This is a genomic window from Streptomyces sp. BR123 (genome assembly GCF_013401435.1).
Lineage (GTDB): Bacteria > Actinomycetota > Actinomycetes > Streptomycetales > Streptomycetaceae > Streptomyces.
This window is the reverse complement of the sequence record NZ_JACBGN010000403.1, coordinates 1-5,404: the sequence shown is the minus strand read 5'-3', so window position 1 is coordinate 5,404 and position 5,404 is coordinate 1. Positions and strand designations below refer to the sequence as shown.

The 5,404-nt window shown below is 73.1% G+C and carries 3 protein-coding genes; all 3 read left to right on the top strand.

The features are described 5' to 3' along the window. The first annotated feature begins 158 nt into the window (after window positions 1-158). Window positions 159-3,728, top strand: coding sequence for a transcription-repair coupling factor (gene mfd, locus HYE82_RS33720; RefSeq protein ID WP_179178027.1), 3,570 nt, complete (start codon window positions 159-161; stop codon window positions 3,726-3,728). Window positions 3,729-3,885: 157 nt separating this feature from the next. Beyond that, window positions 3,886-4,536, top strand: a complete 651-nt coding sequence (locus tag HYE82_RS33715) for a hypothetical protein (protein WP_179178026.1) — start codon at window positions 3,886-3,888, stop codon at window positions 4,534-4,536. A 62-nt stretch (window positions 4,537-4,598) separates the two neighbouring features. Beyond that, on the top strand, window positions 4,599-5,404 hold an 806-nt coding region (locus HYE82_RS33710), incomplete at its 3' end, for a serine/threonine-protein kinase (protein WP_256988055.1).

Sequence of the window (5,404 nt, the reverse complement as noted above, 5' to 3'; positions counted from 1 at the left end):
TCCCCGTACCGCCCCGCCCCCGGCCGCCGTCCGCCGCCGATCGGGTCCTGTCGTTGCGGGAGGTCCCGGCGGGGCGGCGGGCGTAGGGTGGGAAGCCCCGGCCCGCACGCGTGTCGGGTCCTTCGCGTTGCCCCCTCACCGGACGGAAAGCCTCCTTCATGAGCCTGCACGGACTGCTCGACGCCGTCACCCGGGACCCCGCCATCGCCGAGGCGGTCACCGCGGCCGGGGACGGCAACCGCATGCACGTGGACCTCGTCGGCCCGCCCGCCGCCCGGCCCTTCGCGATCGCCGCGCTGGCCGCCCGTACCGGCCGGACCGTGCTCGCGGTCACCGCCACCGGGCGGGAGGCCGAGGACCTGGCCGCCGCACTGAGGTCGTTCCTGCCGCCCGAGGAGGTGGCGGAGTACCCGTCCTGGGAGACCCTGCCCCACGAGCGGCTCTCGCCGCGCAGCGACACCGTGGGCCGACGCCTGGCCGTGCTGCGCCGACTGGTCCACCCGAGCAAGGACGACCCGGCGGCGGGACCCGTCTCCGTCGTGGTCGCGCCGATCCGCTCCGTGCTCCAGCCGCAGGTCAAGGGGCTCGCCGACCTGGTTCCCGTAAGCCTGCGGCAGGGGGAGAGCGTCGACCTCGGCGAGATCACCGAGGCGCTGGCCGCGGCCGCGTACGCCCGCGTAGAGCTGGTCGAGAAGCGCGGCGAGTTCGCCGTCCGCGGCGGCATCCTCGACGTGTTCCCGCCCACCGAGGAGCACCCGCTGCGCATCGAGTTCTGGGGCGACGAGGTCGAGGAGATCCGCTACTTCAAGGTCGCCGACCAGCGGTCCCTGGAGGTCGCCGAGCACGGCCTGTGGGCCCCGCCCTGCCGTGAGCTGCTGCTCACCGCGCAGGTGCGCGAGCGCGCCGCGAACCTGGCCGCGCACCACCCCGAGTTGGGCGAACTCCTGAACAAGATCGCCGAGGGGATCGCGGTGGAGGGCATGGAGTCCCTCGCCCCCGTCCTCGTCGACGACATGGAACTGCTCGTCGACGTCCTGCCGGCCGGGTCCATGGCCGTGGTGTGCGACCCCGAGCGGGTGCGCACCCGGGCCGCCGACCTGGTGGCCACCAGCCAGGAGTTCCTCATGGCGTCCTGGGCGGCGACCGCCGGCGGCGGCGAGGCCCCCATCGACGTCGGCGCGGCCTCCCTGCGGGGGATCGCCGACGTCCGGGACCGGGCCCGCGAGATCGGCATGATGTGGTGGTCGGTCTCCCCGTTCGCCGCCGCCGACGACGACGCGGCGGCGCACGCCGCCGACGCGCCGTTCGCCGCCGACACCCTGAAGCTGGGCATGCACGCCCCCGAGACCTACCGCGGGGACACCGCCCGGGCCCTCGCCGACACCAAGGCCTGGCTCGCCGACGGCTGGCGCACCGTCTACCTCACCGAGGGCCACGGCCCGGCCGCCCGCACCGTCGAGGTCCTCGGCGGGGAGGGCATCCCGGCCCGCCTGGAGGCCGGCCTCGCCACCCTGGAGCCGCACCTCGTCCACGTCGCCTGCGGCTCCCTGGCCACCGGCTTCGTCGACCCGGCGCTGCGCCTGGCCGTCCTCACCGAGACCGACCTGACCGGGCAGCGCACCGCCACCAAGGACCTGGGCCGGATGCCGACCCGGCGCCGCAAGTCGATCGACCCGCTCACCCTGGAGGCCGGCGACTACATCGTCCACGAGCAGCACGGCGTGGGCCGCTACCTGGAGATGGTGCAGCGCACGGTGCAGGGCGCCACCCGCGAGTACCTGTTGGTCGAGTACGCCCCCGCCAAGCGCGGCCAGCCCGGCGACCGCCTGTACATCCCCACCGACCAGCTGGAGCAGGTCACCAAGTACGTGGGCGGCGAGGCCCCGACCCTGCACCGGCTCGGCGGCGCGGACTGGACCAAGACCAAGGCGCGCGCCAAGAAGGCCGTCAAGGAGATCGCCGCCGACCTGATCAGGCTGTACAGCGCGCGGATGGCGGCCCCCGGCCACACCTTCGGCCCGGACACCCCGTGGCAGCGGGAGCTGGAGGACGCCTTCCCGTACGCGGAGACGCCCGACCAGCTGACGACGATCGCCGAGGTGAAGGAGGACATGGAGAAGTCCGTTCCCATGGACCGCCTGATCTGCGGCGACGTCGGCTACGGCAAGACCGAGATCGCCGTGCGGGCGGCGTTCAAGGCCGTCCAGGACGGCAAGCAGGTGGCCGTCCTCGTACCGACGACGCTGCTGGTGCAGCAGCACTACGGGACCTTCTCCGAGCGCTACAGCCAGTTCCCGGTCAACGTGAAGGCGCTGTCCCGGTTCCAGTCCGACACCGAGGCCAAGGCCACCCTGGAGGGCCTGAAGGACGGCGCGGTGGACGTCGTCATCGGCACGCACCGCCTGTTCTCGCAGGAGACGAAGTTCAAGGACCTGGGCCTGGTCATCGTCGACGAGGAGCAGCGCTTCGGCGTCGAGCACAAGGAGCAGCTGAAGAAGCTGCGGGCCAACGTGGACGTGCTGACGATGTCCGCGACGCCGATTCCGCGCACCCTGGAGATGGCGGTGACCGGCATCCGCGAGATGTCGACGATCACCACTCCGCCGGAGGAGCGGCACCCGGTGCTCACCTTCGTCGGCCCGTACGAGGAGAAGCAGATCGGTGCGGCGCTCCGGCGCGAGCTGCTGCGCGAGGGCCAGGTCTTCTACATCCACAACCGGGTCGAGTCGATCGACCGGGCCGCGGCCCGGCTGCGCGAGATCGTGCCCGAGGCGCGGATCGCGACCGCGCACGGCCAGATGTCCGAACAGGCCCTGGAGCAGGTCGTGGTGGACTTCTGGGAGAAGAAGTTCGACGTGCTCGTGTCGACGACGATCGTCGAGTCCGGCATCGACATCTCCAACGCCAACACCCTGATCGTCGAGCGCGGCGACACCTTCGGCCTCTCGCAGCTGCACCAGCTGCGCGGCCGTGTCGGCCGCGGCCGCGAGCGCGGGTACGCGTACTTCCTGTACCCGCCGGAGCGACCGCTGACCGAGACGGCGCACGAGCGGCTCGCGACGATCGCCCAGCACACCGAGATGGGCGCGGGCATGTACGTGGCGATGAAGGACCTGGAGATCCGCGGCGCCGGAAACCTGCTCGGCGGCGAGCAGTCCGGCCACATCGCGGGCGTCGGCTTCGACCTGTACGTGCGGATGGTCGGCGAGGCGGTGGCGGACTACCGGGCATCACTGGAGGCGGGCGCCGACGGGGCTCCGGAGGAGCCGCCGCTGGAGGTCAAGATCGAGCTGCCGGTCGACGCGCACGTCCCGCACGACTACGCGCCAGGCGAGCGGCTGCGCCTGCAGGCGTACCGGTCGATCGCGTCGGCCGACTCGGAGGAGGACATCAAGGCGGTCCGCGAGGAACTCACCGACCGCTACGGCAAGCTGCCGGAGCCGGTGGAGAACCTGCTGCTGGTCGCCGGCCTGCGGATGCTCGCCCGGGCCTGCGGGGTCGGGGACATCACCCTCCAGGGCAACAACATCCGCTTCTCGCCGGTGGAGCTGCGCGAGTCGCAGGAGCTCCGCCTGGGGCGCCTCTACCCGGGCACGGTCGTCAAGGCCGCCGCCTCCCAGGTGCTGGTCCCGCGGCCCAAGACCGCGCGGGTGGGCGGCAAGCCGCTCGTCGGCCGCGAGCTGCTGGCATGGACGGGCGAGTTCCTCACCACGATCCTCGGCTCGTGACGTCCCGCGGCGGCGGCCCCTGCCCGGGCCGCCGCCGTGCCGGGGCGGTGCGCTGTGCGGCGACCCTGCAACGGTTGCGGTCATCCCCTCACTGGCGGCCGGAAACGCTGTATACCCTCAGACCTGAACCACTCGACACGGTCCGTCAGGAGCAGCGATGCACGGCCCCGGCCTCCCGCCGCAGCAAGGCCCCCAGCCCAGTTCCGGGGGTGTGGTGGCACTGCGCGTGCTGTTCGCCCTGCTTCCCGTCCTGAGCTGCAATTTCCTCGGGTGGGCCTCGATGCTGCGGCTGGCGATCCTCACCCGCCGGACCACCGACTGGGTCCTGCTGGGCGCCAACTTCGCGCTGACCGTGGTCTGGGTGTTGGTCTTCGACGCCGACAAGACGCCCAACACCGACGGCTGGCAGAGCGACCTCGGCGCGTTCGGCCTCATCTTCACCAGTTTCGTCACCTGCATCTACTTCCTCGTGGCCGACATCCGCCACCACGAGCGCCTGGCCGCGGCCCGCACCGCCGCCTGGTACCCGGCGCAGCCCGCCCCGTACGTGTCGCCGCAGCAGACCCAGCCGTCGCAGCCCGGGTACGGCTACCCCCAGGCGCAGACCCAGCCGATGCAGCCCCGTCTCCAGGCCCAGCCGATGCCGCAGCCGCCCCAGGCGCAGCCGCAGGCGCCCGCTCCGGGCCCCGTGACGCCGCCGCGCATCGGCCAGGTGCGGGCCGAACTCGACGAGCTGAGCGAGCTGCTGCGCAAGCAGACCCCGCCGCCGACGCCGCCCCGCCCCGACGGTGAGGGCCCGGCCCGGTGACGGACGACAACCGGATCATCGGCGAGCGGTACCGGTTGGCCTCGCTGCTCGGCCAGGGCGGCATGGGCCAGGTGTGGACGGCGTACGACCAGCGCCTGGACCGCCGCGTCGCCGTCAAGCTGCTGCGCCCGGACAAGGTGGCCGGGCCCGGCTCGGTCGCCGACGAGCTGCGCCGCCGCTTCGTGCGCGAGTGCCGGGTCACCGCGCAGGTGGACCACCCGGGCCTGGTCACGGTGCACGACGCGGGCAGCGACGGCGACGAGCTGTTCCTCGTCATGGGGTACGTGGAGGGCGCCAACCTGGCCGACCACCTCGCCGCCCGCGACCCCTACCCGTGGCAGTGGGCCGTGTCCGTGGTCGCGCAGCTGTGCGGGGTGCTGTCCGCCGTGCACGCGGTGCCGATCGTGCACCGCGACCTCAAGCCGCGGAACGTCATGGTCCGCCCCGACGGCACCGTCCTGGTCCTCGACCTCGGTGTCGCCTCGGTGATGGACACCGACACCACCCGCCTCACCAGCACCGGCACCCCGATCGGCAGTCCGGCGTACATGGCGCCCGAGCAGGCGATGGGCGGCGCCGTGGGCCCGTACACCGACCTGTACGCCCTGGGCGTCCTGCTGTACGAACTCCTCAGCGGCAACGTCCCGTTCGCCGGGTCCACCGCGCTCGGCGTGCTGCACCGCCACCTGTACGAGCCGCCGGCCCCGGTGCGCCGCGTCCGCCCGGAGATCCCACACCAGCTGGAGGCGGTCCTGCTGCACCTGCTGGCCAAGGACCCGCAGGACCGGCCCGCATCCGCGCAGCAGGTGTACGAGGCCCTCGCGCCGCTGCTGCCCCAGCAGGGCACCCCGGCCGCGACCCTCGACCC